Raw genomic sequence first — 20,670 nt, 5'->3', positions numbered from 1 at the left:
TGGATTATGTCATTCGATTTTCCGAAGGCCGAGGCGACCGATATTGCCATTATTGGTATGGCGGCCCAATTGCCGGGGGCGAAGGATGTGTCCGAATACTGGGACAATTTGTGTCGCGGTGTCGAATCGATCCAGCCTCTGACCGAAGAGCAGCTGCTTGCCGCGGGCGAATCGCGCGCGCGGTTGCGTGATCCCAATTACGTCCGCTCGGCCGCGGTTCTCGGCGACTTCGACGGATTCGATGCGGAATTCTTCGGGCTCAGCCCCAAGGAAGCCGCGATCATGGACCCCCAGCATCGCAAATTCCTCGAGACCTGCTGGCATGCGCTCGAGGATGCGGCGCATGTGCCCGCGGAATTCAAGGCGCCGATCGGCGTTTTCGCCGGTTGCGGCATGGGAAGCTATTTCTACTGGAACGTCTGCTCGAACCGCGAGCTGGTCGATAATGTCGGCCATTTTCTGTTGCGCCATACCGGCAACGACAAGGATTTCCTGTCGACCCGCGTGAGCTTTGCTTTCGATCTCGGCGGGCCGAGCGTCAACGTCCAGACCGCCTGTTCGACCTCGCTGGTCGCGATCCATATGGCGAGCCAGTCGCTGTTGTCGGGCGAATGCGACATGACCTTGGCGGGCGGCGTCACCATCGAGCTGCCCCATGCGCGCGGCTATCTTTACAAGGAAAACGAGATCCTCTCGCCCGACGGCCATTGCCATGCGTTCGACCACCGCGCGCAGGGCACGGTTTTCGGCTCGGGCGCGGCGGTTCTGGTGCTGCGCCGCCTGTCGGATGCGATTGCCGACGGCGATCACATCTGGGCGGTCATCAAGGGATCGGCGATCAACAACGACGGCTCGGCCAAGGCCGGCTATCTTGCGCCGAGTGTCGAGGGCCAGGCGCAGGCGATTTCCGAGGCGTTGGTGATGTCGGGCGTCGATTCCGGCTCGATCGGTTATGTCGAATGCCACGGGACGGGCACCGCGCTTGGCGATCCGATCGAGGTCGCGGCGCTGAACCAAGCCTTCGAGCGTGTCCCCGGAGCGCGCAACGGCCCGTGCTATATCGGCTCGGTCAAGACGAATATCGGCCATCTCGACACGGCCGCGGGCGGCGCGAGTCTGATCAAGACCGCTTTGTCGGTCCATCACGGAAAGATCCCGCCGAGCCTCGGCTTCGAAAAGCCCAACCCCGCCATCGATTTCGCGGGCGGCCCGTTTCAGGTCAACGACCGGCTGACCGAATGGTCGGCGCCGGTCCGGCGCGCGGGTGTGAACTCGTTGGGCGTCGGGGGCACCAATGCCCATGTCGTCGTGCAGGAGCCGCCGCGGATCGCGCCGCCCGCGCAATCGGACTGGCCTTTCCATATCGTCACCGTCTCGGGCCGCAGCAAAGCGGCGCTGGATGCCAATGCGCAGGCCGTGGCCGGTTGGCTGGCGGATAATCCGGCCGTCGATATGGCCGACCTGTCCTATACGCTGACCCACGGCCGGCACCGTTTCGACCGCCGCCGCGTCCTGATTGCCCATGATGCGGCCGAGGCCGCGAAGCAGCTGGCTACCCCCGATCCGCAGCTGGTTTTCGACCAGCAGCTCGTGGCCGAGGATGCAGAGGTCGTCTTCATGCTGCCGGGCGGCGGCGCGCAATATGCCGGCATGGCCCGCGACCTTTACGGCACCGAGCCGGTTTTCCGCGAGTGGATGGATCGCGGTCTCGACCATATGGCCAAGGCAAGCGGCGAGGATCTGCGCGCGCTCTGGCTTCCCTCCGAAGAGGGGCGCAAGGCTGCCGACGAGCGGCTGCTCAAGCCCTCGATCCAGCTGCCTTTGCTGATGATCACCGAATATGCGCTGGCGCAGCTCTGGATGAGCTGGGGCGTCCAGCCCGCCGCGCTGATCGGCCATTCGATGGGCGAGAATACCGCGGCCGCCTTGGCCGGTGTCATGTCCTTCGAGGATTGTATCGGCCTTGTCCATCTGCGCGGCCAACTGTTCGATACCGTGCCCGCAGGCGGCATGCTCAGCATCGAGCTTCCGCCCGCGGATTTCGCCGACGAGTTGGGCGACGATCTGGACCTCGCCGCCGTCAATGCGCCGATGCTGAGCGTGGTTTCCGGCTCGGATGCGGCGCTGGACGCTTTCGCCGTACGGATGAAGGCCAAAGGCATCGAGACCCAGCGCATCGCGATCTCGATTGCTGCCCATTCACGGATGCTTGAACCGATTCTGGGACGTTTCCGTGACTACCTCGCGCGGATTCGTCTGAACGCGCCGCAAATTCCGATCATTTCCAACCGCTCGGGCGTGGTTTTGACCGATGCCGAGGCGATGGATCCCGATTACTGGGTCGCCCATCTGCGCGGGACCGTCCGTTTCGCCGACGGGATCGACCATCTCGCGCGCGTACCGGGGCGGATCTTTCTCGAGGTCGGCCCCGGCCGCGCGATGAAGGTCATGGCGCAGTCGCATCCCGCTCTCACCAGCAATCAGGTGATCTCGACCCTGCGCCACCGCGATCATGCGGTGGGCGATGATGTCTACTTCATGCTCGGCCTTGCGCGGATCTGGGCGGCGGGTGTTGCCATCGACTGGGACCAGATCTGGGGCGGCATCCAGCGTCGCCGCCTGTCGCTTCCGGGCTACCAGTTCCAGCGCAAACGCTATTTCATCGAACAGTCGCGGCCCGAGATCGCCGCGACCAGCGACGAACTCGCGCGGATCGAGGATCCGGCCGATTGGGGCTGGCGTCCGGCATGGCGTCTGGCCGGCACCGATGTCGAGATCGGGGCCGAGGGTCGGCCCGTCGCGACGGACAAGAAAAGCTTCCTGATTTTCATGGACGAATCCGGTCTGGGCGAGCGCGTGGCCGCCAGCCTGACCGCGCTCGGCCAAGTGGTCGCGACCGTAAAGGCGGGCGACCGTTTCCATGATTTCGGTGGCGGCCATTTCACCTTGCCGCCCGAATCCGACCGCGAAGGCTACGAGATCCTGCTGGCCGCGCTGATCGGACAAGACCTCCGGCCCGAGCGGATCCTGCATCTGTGGTCGGTCACGACCGAGGACCGTATCCGTGCGGGTTCCTCGATCCTGAACACGCGGCTTGAGCGCGGCTTCTTCAGCCTGCTGCATCTGGCGCAGGCGATCGGCTCTGAGCTGGCGGATCAACCGCTCGATCTGATTGCGGTGACCAGCGATACGCTGAGCGTTTCGGGCGAGGCGGCGAGCCAGCCCGAGAAATCGACCATCCTCGGTCCGTTGCGGGTACTGCCGCACGAGGCGGCGGGGGTTTCGACCCGCTTGGTCGATCTGCGCGTGCCCGAAACCCGCCGCAGCACCTTTGGCGGGGCGAAAACCGATGGTGCGGCGCTGGATCTTCTGGCGGCGCAGCTTCTGGAAGAGGCGCTCGCGCCCCTGAACGGCGTCGAGGTGATCGCCTGGCGCGGTCCGCGACGTTTTGCCCAAGGCATCGAGGCGGTCGCCTTGCCCGAGTCCCCTGCGCCCTCGCGGGGCGTGACCCTGATCACCGGCGGTTTCGGCGGGATCGGTCAGACCATCGCGCAGGATCTGGCGCAAAAGGGCGGCGCGAAGCTGGTTCTGACCACGCGCGGGGCCACCGGCTCGGCCCGTGTCGAGGCAGCCGTCCGCCAGCTCGAGGAATTGGGGGCCGAGGTTCTGGCCGTCCGCGCCGAAGTGACCAGCCCCGAAGACATGCGCCGCGTGGTCGACGAGGCACGGGCGCGGTTCGGCTCGCTCGATGTTGTGATGCATGCGGCGGGCGTTACGCGCGACGCGCTGATCGCGACCAAGACCGATGACGATTCATGGGATGTGCTCGCGCCCAAGCTTTTGGGCACGCAGGCGCTGGTTTCGGCCTTGGCCGAGCATCCGGCGAAGCAGACCGTGCTGTTTTCCTCGACCTCCTCGGTGATCGGGGCAGCGGGGCAGGCCGATTATGTCGCGGCGAACGAATATCTGAACGCGGTTGCGCGTTCGGCTCCGGCGGCGCTCGGGCAGGTGCTGGCCGTCAATTGGGGCGTCTGGGCCGATGCCGGCATGGCGGCGCGCGCGGCGGGTCTGGATCGTCCGGCGAGCGATGCGATTGTCGCGCCGGTCGGGCGTCCGTTGCTCGACGACAGCCAGCCGATGCCGGGGGGACGCCAGTTCCGCAAGCTCTTGCGCATCGAAGACTGGATCATCGGCGGACACCGCACGGCTTCGGGGCAGGCGCTGATGCCGGGGACGGGCTGGATCGAGCTGATCACCGAAGCCGCGGTCGAGGTCGGCCTCAGCCTGCCGGTCGCGATCTCGGATCTGGAGTTCCTGCGGCCGGTTCTGGTCGCGGATGGCGGCTCGGCGCTGGTCACGATCCGGCTGGAGCCGGAAGGCGACGGGCTGCGCGTCAGCGTACTCGACGATCCGCAGGCGGGGCCGAATGTCACCGCGCGGATCGAAACGGTGCAAAAGGACCAGCCGCGCGGCGTGGTTGCGCCTGCCGTCTGGCAAAAGGACGGGCAGGGGGCGGCGATCCGTTCGGCGCAAGACAGCCAGATGCGCTTCGGTCAGCGTTGGCAGGTCCTGCGCCGTTACGCCATCACCGGCGGCGAGGGCATGGCGGAGCTCGCGCTTGATCCGGCCTTCGCGGGTGATCTGGCGCAGGGCTACATCCTGCATCCGGCGCTGCTCGATATTGCGACCGGCTGGGCGATGGAGCTGGTCGAGGGCTGGCGTCCCGATCACCTCTGGGTGCCGATGGGTTACGGCTCGATCATCGTGCATGGTCCGATGGGCGGGCAGGTCATCAGCCGCATCCGCAATGCGGGCGCGAATACGGCCGCCGTAGGCATGGCGCAGTTCGATATCGATCTGGCGCTGCCCGACGGCACCGTTGCGGTGGAAATCCGCGGTTTCGCCATCCGCAAGCTCGAAGGCGGCTTCAACGCCGGTTCCCGCGCGAAGGTCGACGCCGCGCGCCCGCTCAGCCCTGCCGAGCGACGCCTGCATCTCAATATCTCGCAGGGTATTCCCGCCGAAATCGGGCCGGAAATGCTGACGCGTGCCCTGGCGACCGGCCTGCCGCAGGTGTTTGTTTCCTCGCTGGATCTGCCCTCGCTGATCGCCGAAGCGGCGCTTCCCGAAGACGCGGGCGCGAGCGAGGGCGGCTTCGAGCGGCCCGATCTCGACGGCGATTTCGTCGAGCCTGCTCCGGGTCTCGAGGCCGAAATCGCGGCGATCTGGTCCGAGCTTCTGGGCATCGCCCAGATCGGGGCCGAGGATAGTTTCTTCGACCTTGGCGGCCATTCGCTGATCGCGGTCCGGATGTTTGCGCAGGTGCGAAAGGCGATCGGGATCGATCTGCCGATCTCGACGCTGTTCGAGGCACCGACCATCGCCAAACTGGCCGCGCTGATCGCGCCGCGTGTCGCTCCGCGCGACGGCGTAGTCGCGGCGGGCCCGCGTCTGGTGGCAGCTGCCGATCAGGGCGACAAGCCCGCGCGCCGTTTCGTCGTCGATATGGGCGGCACGGATGGCGGCACGCCCTTCTTCATGGTCGCGGGGATGTTCGGCAATATCATGAACCTGCGCCAGCTGGCGCAGCGCGTCGGGCCCGACCGCCATTTCTACGGCCTTCAGGCGCGCGGCCTGTTCGGCGACGACAAGCCGCATGAAAGCTTTATCGACGCCGCGCGCGATTATCTGGTCGAGATCCGTCAGGTCCAGCCGCATGGCCCCTATCTGCTGGGCGGCTTCTCGGGCGGGGGGCTGATCGCGCTGGAAATGGCGCGGCTCCTGCAGGCCGAGGGCGAAGAGGTGGCGCAGCTCGTCATGCTCGATACGCCGCTGCCGATGCGTCCGGGCCTGTCGAAGCAGGACAAGCTGTTGATCCGCTTCACGGAAATGCGCGAGCAGGGCCCAGCCTTTGCGGCCAATTGGATCAAGAACAAGCTCGGCTACGAGATGTCGCGCCGCCAGCGCGCCAATGCCGCCGCCCCCGAGGCAGAAGGTGCCGCCTTCCACGATCTCGCGATCGAGGCGGCCTTCCGCGAGGCTCTGCCCAAGGTCGAACTCGCCGAATGGAAAGGGCCGGTCGCGATGTTCCGTCCGCCGCTCGATCACCGGTTCAAGGTCTCGGGCGGGCGCTGGGTCACGACGGGCCGCGAGTATCTTTACGAGGATAACGGCTGGTCGGAATGGATGCCGCAATTGCGGGTGATCGAGGTGCCGGGGGATCACGATTCCATGGTGCTCGAGCCCAATGTGCGGCGCTTGGCCTCGGTTCTGCGCGACATTCTGCGCGAGGCCGATGAAGCCGTCGCGGCACGGGCCGAGGCGGCGGAATGACGATGAGCGGATTGGATAAAATGTCGCCTGTTTTGAATACGATCGTCCTGAATTTCCGGACACCGGATCTGTCCTTGATGGCGGTAGAAGGCGCGCTGCGCGAGATGGAGGGGATCGAGGGCGGCGTCACTTTGGTTGACAACGACTCGGGTGACGGCTCTTTCGAGGCGATGACGGCCGAGGCTAAGGCCCGGGGCTGGCTCGATTCCGGCCGCCTCGCCATCGTTGAATCCGGCCGGAACGGCGGCTTTGGGGCGGGCAACAATTACGGCATCCGTCGCGGCGCACCGGACGGGCGGCGCGCGGATCTCGTCTATCTGCTCAATTCGGACGCGATCCCCCAGCAAGGCGCGATCCGCGCTTTGATCAGCTATCTCGACCATCACGCCAAGGCCGGCATCGCCTGTTCGCGCATTCGCGGCATGGACGGCGAGCCCCATCACACCGCCTTTCGTTTTCCCTCGACCGCGGGCGAATTCGAGGCGACGGTGAAAACCGGCCCGATTTCCAAGCTGCTGCGCAACAAGATCGTGGCTTTGCCGCAGCCTTTACAGTCGCTTCAGGTCGATTGGTCGGCGGGGGCCTCGATGATGATGCGCGCCGAGATGCTCGACCAGATCGGTTTGTTCGACGAGGGGTTCTTTCTCTATTTCGAGGAAACCGACCTCTGCCGCCGCGCGGCCGATGCCGGCTGGGAGACGCATTACGTCTACGAAAGCGAGATCGCGCATATCGGTTCCGCTTCGACGGGCATGAAGCGTTGGGCTCGGGTGCCCGATTACTGGTACGATTCCCGCCGCCGCTATTTCGAGAAACACCACGGCCGCACAGGCGCATTGACCGCCACCGCCGCCCATGTCGCGGGCACAAGCCTGTGGCAGCTGCGCTGCCTGCTGCAACGCCGCGATTCCGGTACTCCCAAAGGCCATCTGGGGTTGATGATGCGCCATGCGCTCCGCCGCCAGCCCAAGCCAGTCCATGTTGAAAAGGGCCAGTCATGACCGAGTTTTCCGCCGTCGTTATCGGCAATGAATCCCTGATGCGCCACGCCGCCGAGACGCTGATCGCGCGCGGCCACGCCATTCTGGCCATCGTCACCCGTAACCCCGAGCTGCGCGATTGGGCGCAGGGGCAGGGCCTGCGCGTCGAGGATCAGGATGCGCCGCAGCCGGCCGACGCGCCGGTCGCCGATTGGGTTTTCAGCGTGGCGAACCTGTCGATCCTCAAGCCCGAAACCTTGGCGCGCGGCCGTCTCGGGGCGATCAATTTCCACGATGGCCCCTTGCCGCGCATGGCGGGGCTGAACGTACCGCTTTGGGCGATGATCGAGGGCAAGACCGATCACGGCATCACCTGGCACATGATCGAGGGCGGCATCGACGAGGGCGACATCCTTGCCAGCCGCCAATTCCCCATCCGTCCCGACGACAATGCGTTGACGCTGAACGCGCGTTGCTTTGCCCGCGGGGCCGAGGCCTTTGCCGATGTCGTGCAGATGCTCGAAAGCGGCGCGCCGATCCGGCAAAAGCAGGACCTTGGCCAGCGCGGCTATTACGCGCTCGACAAACGGCCCGAGGCGGCGGGCGTTCTCGATTTCACGCAACCCTCGCGGCGCATCGTCGATCTGGTGCGCGCGCTGGATCACAGCGGCTATTGGAACCCCTTGGCCGAGCCGAAACTGGCGCTGGCAGACGGCCATATCGTCATGGTGGCCGCGGCCGAATATGCCGAAGGCAGCGGTGCGGCGGGGCAGGTTCTAGCGCATGAGGGCGACCAGCTGACGGTTGCGACCGGCGATGGCGCAGTGCGTCTCACCCTTGCCGGCAAGCTCGCCAGCCCGCCCGAATCCGTCCCCGCTCTGGACGCGACCACGCGCGACCGGCTGAGCGCCCTTGCTACCCGCGCCGCGAAAAGCGACGGGATCTGGCGCAAGCGTCTGGCGCGGATGAACCCCGCCGTCATGCCCGGTTTGACCGAGGCCGGTGCCCCCAAACAGCGCATCGACCTTGGCGCGGCAGAGGGCGGGCTTGCTTTGGCAGCGGTCGCCGCGGTGCTGGCGCGCCTCGCCGGTCAGGCCGAGACCGATCTTGCTTTGCGTCCGGCCGAATTCCCCGACTTCAAAGGGATCGTCTCCGATTGGGTCCCGCTGCGCGTCGAGGCGAACCCGCGCGCGAGCCTTGGCGGGCTGGCCGAGAGCCTGCGTCTCGCGCAAGAGGATGCCGCCAAACGCGGCCCCTTCATGGCGGATCTGCTGCGCCGTGCGCCCGAATTGCGCGAGGCGGCGCTTCCCGATCTCGCCATCAGCCTGAGCGCGGATGGTGCCGCGACCCCCAGCGCCTTGCGCGTCACGCTGGCCGATGGCCGGGCATGGATCGACTATGATGCGGCACGCATCTCTCCCGCGCGGGCCGAACGCGCCGCCGAGGCGATCCGCCGCGCCATGGCCCTGCCCGAGGCGACGCTTCTGCGCGACATTCCCTTGCTGTCGGATGCCGAGCGGCACGAGCTTCTGGTCGCGCGTAACGACACATTCGTCGATGTCGCTCCTGCCTGCATGCATGAGCTGATCGCGGCGACGGCTGCCGCCGATCCCGATGCGGTCGCGCTGGTTTTTGAAAACCGCCAGCTGACGCGCGGCGAGCTTGACCGCGCCGCAAATGCTTTGGCGGCGCGGCTGGTGGCGCTTGGCGTCGGTCCCGACCGGCCTGTGGGCATCTTCGCCCGCCGTTCGCCCGAACTGGTGATCGGCGCGCTGGCGATCCTGAAAGCGGGCGGGGCCTATGTGCCGCTCGATCCCGATTACCCCGTCGACCGCATCGCGCTTTATGTAGAGGATAGCGCCGCGGCGGTCGTGCTGGCGCAAGAGGGGATGGAGGGCGATTTGCCCCCCCATGGTGCGCAGGTCATCACCATTCCCGCGACCATTCCGGCGCAGGCGCCAGCGCCGGTGACGGCGGTGAAGCCGGAAAACCTTGCCTATCTGATTTTTACCTCGGGCTCGACGGGGCGTCCGAAAGGCGTGATGATCGAGCACCGCAACGTCTCGAATTTCTTCACCGGCATGGATGCGTTCATTCCGCACGCGCCGGGCGATGCCTGGCTGGCGGTGACCAGTCTGTCCTTCGACATTTCCGTGCTCGAGATCTTCTGGACCTTGTCTCGCGGCATGAAGCTGGTGATCGCGGGCGAGGAATCGCGGCTGGCGGTGTCGGGCGGCGTGGCGCAGCCTGCCGGAAAGCAGATGGATTTCAGCCTGTTCTACTGGGGCAACGACGACGGGCCGGGGCCGCAGAAATACAAGCTGCTGCTGGATGGCGCGCGTTTCGCCGATGAAAACGGCTTCACCGCCGTCTGGACGCCTGAGCGCCACTTCCACGCTTTCGGCGGCCCCTATCCGAACCCTTCGGTGACGGGTGCGGCGGTGGCTGCGGTCACGAAGAACATCGCGGTGCGCGCCGGCAGCTGCGTGATCCCGCTTCATCATCCTGCCCGCGTCGCCGAGGAATGGGCGGTGATCGACAATCTTACCGGCGGTCGTGCCGGTCTGGCGATCGCCTCCGGCTGGCAGCCCGACGATTTCGTCCTGCGGCCCGAGAACCGCCCGCCGGAGAACAAGCCCTCGATGATCACCGCGATCGACGAGCTGCGCCGGTTGTGGCGCGGTGAGGCGGTGGCCTTCCCCAAAGGCGACGGGACCAGTTTCGAGGTCGTGACCCAGCCGCGTCCGGTCCAGCCCGAAATTCCGCTGTGGATGACGGTTGCGGGCAATCCGGACACCTGGAAAGAGGCGGGGCGTCTGGGGATGAACGTCCTGACGCATCTTCTGGGCCAAAGCATCGATACGGTCGAAGCGCGGATCAAGGATTACCACGCCGCGCTGCGGGCTGCGGGCCACAATCCCGAAGACTTCAAAGTCTCGCTGATGTTGCATACCTGCCTTGCGGCGGATCGCGACACCGCCCGCGAAATCGCGCGCGAGCCGATGAAGGCCTATCTGCGTTCGGCGGCCGCTCTCGTCAAACAATATGCTTGGGATTTCCCCGCGTTCCGCCGCCCCGAAGGCATGTCGAACCCGATGGCGATCGACCTCGGCACGCTGAGCGATGACGAGATGGACGGCATCCTCGAATTCGCCTTCCTGCGCTATTTCGACGATTCGGGCCTGTTCGGCTCCTTCGAGGACGGCGTTGCGCGGGTCGAGCATCTGCGCGGCATCGGCGTGGGCGAGATCGCCTGTCTGATCGATTACGGTATCGCCCCCGCACAGGTGGTCGAGGGTTTCCCGCTGCTTGCGAAGCTGCGCGAGGCGGTCAATCCGCTTGAAGACGACGGCGATTTCTCGATGGCCGCGCAGATCCGCCGCCACAAGGTCACCCATCTGCAATGCACGCCCTCGATGGCGCGGATTCTGGTCTCCGATCCGGTGGTTGCCGCCGAAATGGGGCGTCTGAAATGCATCATGGTCGGTGGCGAGGCGCTTCCGCCCAGCCTTCTGGCCGAGATGCGCCGCCTGTCGGATGCCAAGATCCTCAACATGTACGGCCCGACCGAGACGACGATCTGGTCGACGGTCGCCGATCTGTCGCACGGGGCCGAGGTCACCTTGGGCCGCCCGATCGCCAATACGCAGATCTATGTTCTCGACACCGAAGGCAGCCCCGTGCCGCCCGATGGTCAGGGCGAGCTGTGGATCGGCGGCCATGGCGTGACGCGCGGCTATTGGCAGCGCGAGGATCTGACCAATGCCGCCTTCCGTCCCGATCCTTTCGTGACGCCGGACCGCGCCGCGCCTTGGGGCGCGCGCATGTACAAGACCGGCGATCTCGTGCGTTGGCGCGAGGACGGGCTGCTTGATTACATCGGGCGCGCCGATCTCCAGATCAAATTGCGCGGCTTCCGCATCGAACTGGGCGAGATCGAGGCCGCTTTGGCCGATCTGACGGGCGTGCGCGACGCGGTTGCGATCGTGCGCGAGGATGTAGCGGGCGACCGCCGTCTGGTCGCCTATGTCACCGGCGCGGGCCTCGACGAGGCGCGGATGCGCGAGGCTTTGATCGAAAGGCTTCCGGGCCATATGGTGCCGGGCCGGATCGTCGTTCTCGACAAGATGCCGCTGACGCCGAACCGCAAGATCGACCGCAAGCAATTGCCGGTTCCGGGCGGTGTGGTGCGCGCGGTGCCGGTGGTCGCGCCGCCGCCTGTCGCGCCGCCTGTCGCGGTTGCCCCTGCACCTGTTGCACCGGCTCCCGTCGCTGCCAATGCGGGCAATGCCGAACTGGCGCAGGGCGTGCTCGAGATCTGGCGCGAGACTCTTGGCGTGCCTTCGATCGCGCCGCGCGACAATTTCTTCGCGCTTGGCGGCCATTCGCTGCTGGCGATCCAGCTTCACCGCACCTTGCGCGACCGTCTGGGGTTGGCGCGTCTGGGGGTGACGGATGTTTTCCGCTTCCCCGTGTTCGAGGCGTTCCAGAAGCACGTCGCGGGCCTTGCCCCCGCAGGAGCGGCAACGGCCGCGCCGGTCGCGACACCGGCTGCCCCGCGTCCTGCCGTCGTGGCCCCTGCTGTGCAGGCTCCGGTGCAGGTCGCCGCGCCGGTCGCGCAGCCTGCCGTCATGCAGGCCCCTGCGGCCGCGCCGATTTCGGAGAGTGCGAGCGATATCGTCGCGCAGCGCCGCGCGATGCGTGCGCAACTGCGTCAAAACCGCTGAGCGGACGAGCGAGCGGAAATCAGGAAGGGCGCCGGATCGAACCGGCGCCCTTTTGCTTTGGACGGTCGTGCGGCTGGCGGCCGCCTTTAGTGCTCGGAAGAGGACAGGAAATGGCGCGCCAGAAGGCGGGCCGACTGGTCGATGTCGTGCCGCTCCATCACGCGGACGCGCGCGGCCTGACCCATTTCCTCGAGCTGGGCCCGATCGGTCCGCGCGGCATCCAGCATGGCGGCGGACAGTGCATCGCAATCGCCGGCGGGCACCAGCCAGCCTTCGTAACCGGGACGCACCAGCTCGGGGACGCCCGCAACATAGGTTGCGATACAGGGGCGGGCGCTGGCCATCGCCTCCATGATGACGACGGGCAGGCCTTCGGCAAAGCTCGGCACGACCAGAAGATGCGAGGCGGCGAGAGCGTTGCGCACGCCGTTCTCGTCCTGCCAGCCCAGAAGATCGACGGCTTGCTCCATGCTTTCCTGGCGCAACATGGCCTCGATCTGGGGGCGAAGCGGGCCGTCGCCGACCAGCGACAGATGCAGCGCGGGATTTCGGCGATGGGCGGCGGCGAAGGATTTGATCAGAAGGCCGAAGCCCTTCTGTTCGGCAAAGCGCCCGATCGCGACCATGCGCAGTTGATCGCCTTGGGGCATCGGACCCGGTTCGGGCCAATTGGCAAGCTCGATCCCGCAATGAACGACTTTGACATTTTGCCAATATTCCGGCTCGGTCCAGCGATAAAGCTGCGAGCGGCCATAGCTGCTGATCGCCGCACAGAATTGGGATGATTTGATTTTCTCGCCCAAATCGAGAGCCAAAGGACCGTCGAATTCTTCGGGGCCATGGACGGTAAAGCTGAAGCGCGGCCCGCCCAAAAGCCGTGCATAAGCGGCGACGCGGGTCGAGTTCGTGCCGAAATGGGCGTGAATATGCGACAGCCCCAGCGCGTTCGCCCTTAAGGCGACCGTCGCGCCCTCGGCCAGATAGATGAACTGGCGCAAGAAGGAGGATTCGCCCGCACGCGCCCGTTTCCACGCAAGGCGCAGCCCGCGGGCGGTCGCTTTCGGGGCGCGCAGGCTCTGGCGCAGAAGGTTCGTCACCAGCTTGCGACCGCCGAGATCCAGTATCCGTTCGGTTTTCGCATGTTCGGCGAGATCGGCCGGATCGGTCAGCGCTTCTTCGTCGCTGCGCATCGAAAAGCGGTGGATCGAAAAGCCGAACCGTTCGAGTGCCGCAATCTCACGGCGAATGAAGCTGTGGGAGGGTCGCGGATAAGTGTTGACGAGATATCCGATTCGCGGCAATTTCATCTTAATTTCTACTTATGAGTGTTTTGTCACTGATACTGGCAAACTATTGCCGAAATTTTAACTAGTCTGGGCGATTTTAGGCCGGAAAGTGTAGCCGCGCAGAAGTTTACTTTGCGACTCGGCGCGGATTTGAGAAGTTTAATTTAGTTCTGGCTTTGTAGCGCGGTGGAAGCACGGTTGATATCGCATGGCCATGAACACGGTATTAATGGAGCAGGAAACTGTTTGCTATTCTAGGCATATCTTCAGCAGTCTCGGCCGCCTGCACGGCGCTGGCCGCTTGGATGCTGAATTTGACGTTTTTCCCTGCGGTTACCCTCTACGCTCTTTGTGGCGCCGTGATGGTTCTCGCGCTGGCCTGGCGCCGCTTTCTGACGGAAGAGGATGCCGAAGAGGCGCAATGGAATGAAGCCGCGCCCTGCGAGCTCGCGCCTGCTGGTGCAGGCCGCCAAGCGCGCTAGGCGCGACTTCGATTTCGGGACTTCGAATTTGCTTGCACACCGTGCCGCACCGGCGGCCGGTGATCTTCTGGATCAGTAGCCGGTGCCGCGCAAAACGACGCCGAAGGTCTGAGCCATGATGCGGAAATCGCTCAGGAAGCTCAGGTTCATCGCGTAACGGGCGTCAAAAGAGGCGCGCGCCGCGAAGGTGCTGTCGTTGCGGTCCGAGATCTGCCACAGGCCCGTGACACCGGGGCGCAGGTGGTAGTAATCGGCACCCGGATAGAGCTGCGCCTGATCCAGCAGCATCGGACGCGGGCCGACCACGCTCATATCGCCTTTGAAGACGTTGAAGAGCTGCGGCAGCTCGTCCAGCGACGACTTGCGCAGGAAGCGGCCGAATTTGGTGATCCGCGGATCTTTCTTGAGCTTCTGGGTCAGATCCCATTCCGCACGCGCGGCAGGGTCGCTGTCGAGGTAATCCTCGAGGCGCTCGTCCGCGTTCTTGACCATGCTGCGCAGTTTCCACAGCCGGAAGCTGCGGCCCGAGCGGCCGACGCGCAGTTGCGAATAGAAGGGCGAGCCGCCCTCCAGCGCAATGATCGCCGACAGGATGACAACCAGCGGCAGGGCGATCGGCATCACCAAAAGCACCAGCAGGATGTCGAGGGGGCGCTTGCAGAAGCGAGCGTAGGGAGATCTGATCCCGGATGGCAGATCGCTGCCTTTTGGGGTCGAGTGAATTGCAGTGCAGTCGACTCCATGCTGCTCATCAGCAGCAATATTAACCTGATGCTTCATCGTTACGCTCACAAACACGGTACACCGGCATTATATCGAAGCATTCGCATAAAACTAGAGCTATATGAGGGCCTAACCAAAAGGATAGGTTCGTTTGTTTTCAACGGCTTAATAATGGTTAACGCCGCGAATTTTACGCGGTTTCGGGGTGCGGACCATTTGAAGCGAATTGTTTGTAATTTCTCAGTCGCAGGTTGAACGGTGCTAAACCGCCAAGCGAATTGACTGGAGAATCAATTCCCGAGACGTTGGCACTTTATCAACGAAATAATCTTGCTATACCCGCGGCAAAAACTGTTCTGATCAATAGCGGACCCGTCGGTCAACCTGCTTGTCGGTGCCAGACCTGTCTCGACAGGGCGATGAAGCCCGACGGAGCGACATGCGCAACCCCCGCCTTGTGATCACCCAAAGCGGACAGGATGCCGGCTCCGGCAGGGCGGGATCTAGCGGCCCCGCGCCCAATCGTGGTTGTTCTTGCCGATGCGGACGGCAACGGCGACGGTGGCATAGACCACAAACCCCACCGGATCGCGCAGGGCGAGCCTTGTCAGCTCGGGCTTCGAGGGGCTGTCGTGGCCCTGATTTTCGAGCAACTGCGGATAGAGCGCGGCGATCTCGGAGACGCCGTTGTCCTGACGCCTGCGGACGCGGACGAGGGTGCCGAAACCTTCGGCGATCGGCCAGGAATAGGGCTGGTCGACCAACAGGCGTTCGGCCTCCGAGAAATTCAGCCGCACGAAAGTGTCGTCCGAGATGATACCCGGAAACTGGCCCCAGCGCTGGCGGCCGGCGTGGTTGACGGCAAAAAGCCCTGCGCCGGTAGTGCCGTGGCGCAGGAAAGGCAGCTTTTGCCAGAAGCGGGCATAGGCACGAGAGATCCAGCTCGGGCTCTGCGCGACCACCAGACGGCCGCCGGCATAGCGCGGCTCGGGCGTCTCGAGCGCGGCGATGATACCGCGCAGCAGGCTGCGGCTCATGCGGATATCGGCATCGAGATAGATGCGCGGACCCGTCCCCGACTGGTCGGCCAGATGGTCGCCGTGGTTGAGCGCGCCGACCTTGCCGCCCTGCGGCAGATCCTCCACCCGAAGCTGCCAGCCTCGCGCCGCGAATTGCGGTGCCATCGCCAGTGCCCGCTCGACGGTGTCGTCGGTACAGCCGTTGGCCACGACGGTCGTCGTCACTGGCCCCTGATGGTCCTGTTCGAGCAGGCTCGCAAGGCAATCGACGATATAGCCGCCCTCGTTATGGGCGGGAATGATGATCTGCGCGGGGGCGGGGGTCATTTGTATTCGATCAATCCAGAGCGGCGGCCCATGAGGCGACGGATGTGGAACTCGGCGATGCCGTAAGCCTCGGAGAACTTGCCGAGCATGTTGAAAAAGGCGCGCGGCCAGCGGTCCTGACGGAGCGGATCGCGCAGCGCCATCCGCGCGATCTGCGCGGGATAGGCCAGCAGGCCCAGCAGTGCCCAGGGCGAGACGGACAGCGCCAGAACCAGAACGACAAGCGGCAGGGCCACGGCCCAGACCAGCGGGCGCATGGTCTCGCGCTTCCAGAAGCCCTCGGGGCCGTCGCGGTAGCGCCACGAGACCTCGGCAAAGGCGTGACCGGCGCGGCGGCTGCGCTTCCACCATTGCGACAGCTTGGTCATGGCCGCGTCATGCAGCGTCATTTCGGCATCGATGCGGCGGATGCCCCAACCGGCGCGGGCGAGGCGCAGGCACATTTCGGGCTCTTCGCCGGCGATCAGGGTCGGATCATAGCCGCGCACCTCGGCAATCGCGGCCGAACGTGCCAGAAGATCGCCGCCCACCGCCCGCGCGGGGCCGACAGGCGTATCCCATTCCGCATCGATCAGGCGGTTATAGACCGATTGTTCGGGGAAGCGCTCGCGGCGGCGTCCCGCGACCACGGCCAATCCGGGCTCGGCGGCCAAAGCCGTGAGCGCGGTCGGAATCCAGTTGGGATCGACCTCGCAATCGCCATCGACGAACTGCACGAATTCCGATTGCTGCCCCTGCGTCGCGGCAAGATGCGCAAGGCCTGCATTGCGCGCACGCGCCGCCGTGAAGGGGCGCGACATATCGAGGGCCACGACCTCGGCTCCCATGGCGCGCGCACGCTCGGCGCTGCCGTCGGTCGAACCCGAATCGACGAAAACGACATGTCGCACTTGGGGCAAAAGCGAGGCAAGACAGCGGGTGAGCCGGTCGCCCTCGTTGCGGCCAATTGCAATTGCCGTAACGTCAGCCTTCACAAAGCGATGGGGAGCAGCTGTGTCGTTCATTGGATTGGTGATTTTGGTTGTGACGCACATAAAGCCGAAGATAACATGGAGTTGCCGACCGTGTCATCGGTGAACAACTGCTTACCGAGGGAACAGTCTATTGACAGACACCGCAGAAAAAGGAACGGGAACGGCGGTGCCGGTCCCTTTATCCGGCAAGGTTGTTCCCGAGTCGACTGCTTCCGAGAGGCGTAAAGTGTTTCCCTTCCTTCGCCTGGCGTCCGAACAGGCGCCCCCTCCCGAAATCGAACGCGCGCGGCGCCTCGCTTTGCTGCGCACGCGTGTCGCGAAAGAAATGCATGATCGCGGCTGGAGCCGCCTTGCCGTCCTGCCACTGACGGTCGGGGCCGGTGCCACGACGGTCGCGCTCGAACTGACCTGGGCGCTGCTGCGCCAGCAGGGCGTGCGCGTGACGCTGGTGGATCTGAATTTCCTCGAACCCTCGATCGCACGCCAGCTCGAACTGGACGGGTGCAGTCCGGTCACCGACCAGATCAAATCGGGGGCCGATCTCGACGCGCTTCTGGTCGAGCTCCCCGAGCAGCCGGGATTGCGCGTTCTCGCCCCCGCCGCGCCTGAGCCCTATCCCGCCGAGCTTCTGCAAAGCCCGAGCTTCGCCCGTGCTTTGGCCGCGATGCTCGAACGGCAGGGCAGCGATTACGTCATCATGGATCTGTCCGCGCTTCTGGGGTCGGATGTCGGCATGTCGGCCCTGCCGCTGGCCGAGTCGATCCTGATGGTGGCCGACGGGATGAGCACCAAGCCCGCCGATATGAAGCTCGCCGAGCGTTATCTCGCGGACGAAGCGCCTCTGATGGGCGTCGTCTTGAACAAAGCTGAGAAATAGGACGTCGCTGTGGGACCGATACAATCGATTGACGACGTCATTTCCATGCTGCGCCGGCGATTGCCGGTGGTTCTGACGCTGATGGCCGCGGGCATTCTGGTTGCCCTTTATCTGGTGGTGACATCGCCGCGCGTTTACGATTCCGCTGCCGTGATCCAGATCGAGGCGCCGGCCATCGTCGATCCGGCCAGCGATTCCGGCCTGCCGATCGCGCGCCGCGTCCAGTTGATCGAGCAGCGCCTGATGGTGCGTTCGAACCTGATTTCGGTGATCGAGCGGCACAACCTTTATCCCGACCTGCCGCTGAGCCCGAACGAAAAGGTCGATCTGCTGCGCAGCACGACGCGGATCGAAAGCGTCGCGGCTCCGGGGCAGGCGACGGGCGGCGCATCCCTGGCCGCGATCATCATCACCGCGCAGGGCGGCACAGCCCAGCAGGCCGCGGATATCGCCAACGATTTCGCCGATGGCGTCATCAACCGCGACGAGGAAAACCGCCAGTCGCGCATTCAGGAAACCCACCAGTTCCTTCTGGGCGAGGCCTCGCAGCTTCAGGGCGAACTTGAAGCCCATGACCGCAAAGTGGCGGAATTCAACTCCGCCAACGAGGATTCCCTGCCTTCGGCACAGGAATATCTGCAAAGCGAACTGACCCAGCTTGCCGCGCAGGACGCGACGCTCGACCGCGATATCATGTCGCTCGAACGCGAGCGTCTGGCCTTGCAGGCCGGACCCGAAGTGACCGCGACCGCGGCAGAGGGCGGGCGCAGTGCCTCGGCCTCGCTGGTCCAGCAGCTTCGCGCCGCCGAGGTCGAACTGTCGCAGGCCAAGCGCACGCTGGATCCCGGCCACCCCGAGATCGCGCGGCTCGAGGCCAATATCCAGCGTCTGACGCAGGGCGGGCTCAGCGATACGTCGCGGGTCGTTCTCGAACAGGTCGAGCTGATCGATTCGCAGCTGCGCCAGTTGCGCGCGCAAAAGGAACAGGTCAACGCCCGTCAGGCCGCGATCGAACATGCGCGCAGCATCTCGGCCGAGGTCATGCTGGAATTCGAGGGTTTGGCCCGCGAGCAACAGCGCTACCGCGACCGCTACAACGAAATCTCGCGCCGTCTGGCCGAGGTCGAGACCTTGCAGGCCCTGCAGGAAAACAACCAGACCGAACGGTTCGTCGTGCTCGAACGCGCGGTGCCGCCGGAATATCCCTCCTTGTCGGGCCGCAAGAAAAGCGCGGTTCTGGGAGTTTTCGCCAGCACGTTCTTTGCGGTCGGCCTTGCCTTCATTCTCGAGCTGAAAAATCCGGTCCTGCGCAGCAGCGGCCAGTTCCAGCGCGCGACGGGGATCCAGCCTGTGATCGAGCTGGCCTATGTCTCCTCGGAGGAAGATCTCGATGCCGCCTGGCGGCGCAAGATTTACGTCGGATTGATCCTTTTTTGGACCTTTATCGGCGCAGTCTGGTTAATTGGATTCTTGCCGGGGGTACCTTCGCCCGGCGTGGTTGGCCCGATGGGATCTGGTTGAGCGAATGACGAATCTGGAGGAGGCCGCTTCGGGCGCCAAGGAGAGTGGTGCGCAAGCGGCGAAGGGGGCCCTCGCTTCACGAGCCTTGGGTGGCTCGATTTTGTCGATCATCGGTTTCGGTGGCGGGCAGTTCATGCGGCTGCTCTCGAACCTGCTGCTGACGCGCATTCTCAGCCCCGACGATTTCGGGCTGATGACGCTGGTCACGGGCTTCCTGATCGGCCTGACCATGTTCAGCGATATGGGACTCGGCCCCTCGATCCAGCAAAGCAAACGCGGCGATGATCCGGCGTTTCTGGATACGGCTTGGACGCTGAAGATCATTCGCGGCGGGATCCTTCTGGGGGTCTCGACGCTGATCGCATGGCCGCTGGCGCTGTTCTACAACGCGCCGCAATTCGCGCAGGTCTTTCCTGTCGCGGCGATCTCGCTGCTGATCGCGGGGTTCAACCCGACGCGGATCGACACGGCGGCGCGTCACATGTTCCTTGGCCGCCTGACCGCGATCGAGCTGATCGCGCAGGCCATCAACATCGGTATCGTGGTTCTGGCCGCCTATTGGCTGCATTCGGTCTGGGCGCTGGTCATCGGCAATATCGCGGGCGCGGCGGTCATGCTGCTGCTGACCTGGCTCTTCCTGCCCGGCCATATCAACCGCTTCCGCCTCGAGCCCGAGGCGCGCAGCGAGCTGGTGCATTTCGGCAAATGGATTTTCCTCAGCACGATCTGCGGCTTCCTGCTGTTTCAGGGCGACCGGCTGATCCTCGGACGGGTGCTCTCGCTCGAGCAACTGGGCATCTACAACATCGGGCAATTCCTCGGCACGGTGCCGATGATGCTCGGGGGGGCGATCGGCGGGCGGCTGTTCATCCCAATGTACCGCCAACATCCTCCCTCCGAAGGCGGCAGCAATATCCGCACTTTGGCCAAGGCCCGCGCGGGTGTGGCCTGCCTGTTGATCTTTGGCGTGGCGATGCTGGTGGTCCTCGGGCCCGATCTGGTCGGCGTGCTGTACGATGCGCGCTACATCCATGCGGGCGGGCTGCTGGTGATCATCGCGCTGCTGCAACTGCCGCAGATCCTGACCAGCAGCTATGATTACTCGGCCTTGGCGGCAGGCGATACGCGGGGCGTTTTCGTCATGCAGGCCTGCCGCGCCTCGATCTATATCCTGCTCGTGGCGTTCGGCGCATGGCACGAGGGGCTTGCGGGGGTGTTCATCGGGCAGGCGCTGGCTTTCGTGCTGAACTATCCGATCGCGGTGCGTCTGGCGCGTCGTCACCATGCCTGGGATCCGCGTCACGACCTTGTGGTCTGGGCGGTGACGCTGGTTCTGGTCGGTCTGGCCTTCTGGCTGCACGAGGCAGAGATCGTCGCGGCGCTGGCAAACAGCTGACGCCGCGACGGCTTTCATCGTCCCG

At 65.0% G+C, this 20,670-nt stretch carries 11 protein-coding genes; 7 read left to right on the top strand and 4 right to left on the bottom strand.

Features of this window, described 5'->3' with window-relative positions:
* Positions 1-6: 6 nt before the first annotated feature.
* Genes ACFFUC_RS08040 through ACFFUC_RS08030 form a run of 3 tightly spaced genes read left to right on the top strand, consistent with a single transcriptional unit; the run spans position 7 to position 12,040 of the window.
* Complete coding sequence (locus tag ACFFUC_RS08040; RefSeq protein ID WP_377685165.1) at positions 7-6,333, top strand: type I polyketide synthase; 6,327 nt, start codon at positions 7-9, stop codon at positions 6,331-6,333.
* A 20-nt stretch (positions 6,334-6,353) separates the two neighbouring features.
* A complete protein-coding gene (locus tag ACFFUC_RS08035) occupies positions 6,354-7,334 on the top strand; it encodes a glycosyltransferase family 2 protein (protein ID WP_377685163.1) in 981 nt (326 codons plus the stop codon).
* Positions 7,331-12,040 carry a MupA/Atu3671 family FMN-dependent luciferase-like monooxygenase gene (locus ACFFUC_RS08030; RefSeq protein WP_377685161.1) on the top strand — a complete coding sequence of 1,570 codons (4,710 nt, stop codon included), beginning with the start codon at positions 7,331-7,333 and terminating at the stop codon, positions 12,038-12,040. Before ACFFUC_RS08035 ends, ACFFUC_RS08030 begins: the two co-directional genes overlap by 4 nt.
* An 86-nt stretch (positions 12,041-12,126) precedes the next feature.
* On the opposite strand, the gene ACFFUC_RS08025 is transcribed toward ACFFUC_RS08030, so the two are convergent.
* On the bottom strand, positions 12,127-13,347 hold the full coding sequence (locus tag ACFFUC_RS08025; RefSeq protein WP_377685160.1) for a glycosyltransferase family 4 protein: 1,221 nt from the start codon (positions 13,345-13,347) through the stop codon (positions 12,127-12,129).
* Positions 13,348-13,631: 284 nt separating this feature from the next.
* On the opposite strand from ACFFUC_RS08025, the gene ACFFUC_RS08020 reads away from it, so the two are divergent.
* On the top strand, positions 13,632-13,808 hold the full coding sequence (locus tag ACFFUC_RS08020; RefSeq protein ID WP_377685158.1) for a hypothetical protein: 177 nt from the start codon (positions 13,632-13,634) through the stop codon (positions 13,806-13,808).
* 72 nt (positions 13,809-13,880) lie between these two features.
* On the opposite strand, the gene ACFFUC_RS08015 is transcribed toward ACFFUC_RS08020, so the two are convergent.
* From ACFFUC_RS08015 to ACFFUC_RS08005, 3 genes are all read right to left on the bottom strand, one after another.
* Entirely contained in the window at positions 13,881-14,588 is a 708-nt protein-coding gene (locus ACFFUC_RS08015; RefSeq protein WP_377685156.1) for a sugar transferase, read from the bottom strand.
* Positions 14,589-15,034: 446 nt separating this feature from the next.
* Complete coding sequence (locus tag ACFFUC_RS08010) at positions 15,035-15,877, bottom strand: glycosyltransferase (RefSeq protein WP_377685154.1); 843 nt, start codon at positions 15,875-15,877, stop codon at positions 15,035-15,037.
* Positions 15,874-16,881, bottom strand: a complete 1,008-nt coding sequence (locus tag ACFFUC_RS08005; RefSeq protein WP_377685152.1) for a glycosyltransferase family 2 protein — start codon at positions 16,879-16,881, stop codon at positions 15,874-15,876. Before ACFFUC_RS08005 ends, ACFFUC_RS08010 begins: the two co-directional genes overlap by 4 nt.
* Before the next feature lie 196 nt (positions 16,882-17,077).
* On the opposite strand from ACFFUC_RS08005, the gene ACFFUC_RS08000 reads away from it, so the two are divergent.
* The 3 genes from ACFFUC_RS08000 to ACFFUC_RS07990 are packed head-to-tail and all read left to right on the top strand — an operon-like array spanning position 17,078 to position 20,645.
* Positions 17,078-17,728: a P-loop NTPase family protein gene (locus tag ACFFUC_RS08000; RefSeq protein ID WP_377685150.1), complete on the top strand. Its 651-nt coding sequence runs from the start codon at positions 17,078-17,080 to the stop codon at positions 17,726-17,728.
* Between the two features lie 9 nt (positions 17,729-17,737).
* On the top strand, positions 17,738-19,249 hold the full coding sequence (locus ACFFUC_RS07995) for a GumC family protein (RefSeq protein ID WP_377685149.1): 1,512 nt from the start codon (positions 17,738-17,740) through the stop codon (positions 19,247-19,249).
* A gap of 4 nt (positions 19,250-19,253) precedes the next feature.
* On the top strand, positions 19,254-20,645 hold the full coding sequence (locus ACFFUC_RS07990) for an oligosaccharide flippase family protein (protein WP_377685147.1): 1,392 nt from the start codon (positions 19,254-19,256) through the stop codon (positions 20,643-20,645).
* Positions 20,646-20,670 lie beyond the last annotated feature (25 nt).

The sequence above is a fragment of the Paracoccus cavernae genome, assembly GCF_042430175.1.
Classification (GTDB): Bacteria; Pseudomonadota; Alphaproteobacteria; order Rhodobacterales; family Rhodobacteraceae; genus Paracoccus; species Paracoccus cavernae.
Note: the sequence above shows the minus strand (reverse complement) of the source record. Positions and strands in the feature narration are given on the sequence as shown.